This window comes from Neisseria sp. P0001.S005 (genome assembly GCF_051963715.1).
Genome location: NZ_JBQCTZ010000375.1, coordinates 1 through 1,781, shown reverse-complemented (window position 1 = coordinate 1,781; position 1,781 = coordinate 1). Strand labels below are relative to the sequence as shown.

Sequence of the window (1,781 nt, the reverse complement as noted above, 5' to 3'; positions counted from 1 at the left end):
GAAATCCAAGCCTATCCTCGTCTGGGCGGCCAACACAAAGCTTACGTTGTCGAGCAAATGAAAGCTTACCAATCCGGTCAACGCAAAAACGCCATCATGGCCGATATTGCCAACCGCCTGAGCGAAGAAGAGTTGAACGCAGTAGCCAACTTCATCCAAGGTTTGCACTAATTTCGTTTTGAAACGAGCTTATTGATACAGGCCGTCTGAAAACCCTTCAGACGGCCTTAGCCAATATAGGCCGATAAGCCTGATTGTTTTTTTCAAATAGCGACAGCAAGATTTTTACTACAATATGCAGTATTCTTCCTTTCGCATCACACGTCATTGCAGTCCGTTCTACCGATCGGGTTGCCCCAAGCCGACATTTGAGACATGAGTAAATCTTCATCATCCGTCCCACTTATCCGTAGACCATGGTTTGCCTTTTTCAGCTCCATGCGCTTTGCCGTTGCCCTGCTCAGTCTGTTGGGCGTGGCTTCGATTATCGGTACGGTCTTGCAGCAAAACCAGCCACAAGTCGATTATTTGGTGAAATTCGGCCCGTTTTGGTCGCAGATTTTCGGCTTTTTGGGCCTGTACGACGTGTACGCCTCGGCGTGGTTCGTTGTCATCATGATGTTTTTGGTGATTTCCACCGGATTGTGCCTGATTCGCAATGTTCCGCCGTTTTTGCGCGAGATTCGTTCCTTCCGTGAAAACGCGAAGGAAAAATCGCTGGCGGCAATGCGCCATTCCATCGTTTTAGACGGACAGGTGACGCCCGAAGTTGCGCAACGTTATTTGGAAGTGCAGGGCTACGGCTGTAAAACCGTTACGCGTGAAGACGGTTCGGTTTTGGTGGCGGCGAAAAAAGGTGCGATGAACAAATGGGGCTATATCTTTGCCCATGCCGCGCTGATTGTAATTTGTTTGGGCGGTTTGATAGACAGCAATATCCTGCTGAAAATCGGTATGCTTACCGGCCGGGTCGTGCCGGACAACACTGCGGTTTACGCCAAAGACTTTAAGCCCGAAAGCGTGTTGGGTGAATCCAACCTGTCGTTTAGGGGCAATGTCAATATCGCGGAAGGGCAGAGCGCGGACGTGGTGTTTCTGAATGCGGATAACGGCATGCTGGTGCAAGACCTGCCGTTTTCGGTCAAATTAAAGAAATTCCATATCGACTTTTACGATACCGGAATGCCGCGTGATTTTGCCAGCGACTTGGAAGTAACGGACAAGGCGACCGGCAAAGTCAGCGAACACACCATTCGCGTCAACCATCCTTTGACGTTGCACGGTATTACAGTTTATCAGGCAAGTTTTGCCGACGGTGGCTCTGACTTGACATTTAAAGCGTGGAATCTGGCTGATGCCGACCGTACGCCGGTCAAACTCAAAGCAACTTCTATGCGCGAGTTTCCGCTGGATTTGGGCAAGACCTCTTATAAACTGGAATTCGACCAGTTTACTTCGATGAACGTCGAAGACATGAGCGAGCCGTCTGAAAAAGAGCAAAACCTGAAATCCGCCCTCAACGATGTTCGCTCCGTCCGTCAAGAAGGCAAAAAATACACCAATATCGGCCCATCTATCGTTTACCGCATCCGCGATAAAGCAGGGCAGGCAGTCGAATATAAAAACTATATGTTGCCGGTAAAACAAGACGAAGACTATTTCTTCATTACCGGCACACGCAGCGGCTTGGCGCAGCAATACCGCTGGTTGCGCATTCCGATGGATAAAAACGGCCAAATCGACACCTTTATGGCTTTGCGCCAATATCTGAAAGACGATGC

The 1,781-nt window shown here is 49.4% G+C and carries 2 protein-coding genes; both read left to right on the top strand.

Annotated elements, in window-relative coordinates; translation table 11 throughout:
- The coding region (locus ACTHSP_RS20315; RefSeq protein WP_440346801.1) for a c-type cytochrome at window positions 1-171 on the top strand (171 nt) is incomplete at its 5' end.
- 204 nt (window positions 172-375) lie between these two features.
- Window positions 376-1,781, top strand: a 1,406-nt coding sequence (locus ACTHSP_RS20310) for a cytochrome c biogenesis protein ResB (RefSeq protein ID WP_440346800.1), incomplete at its 3' end; no start/stop codon positions are given.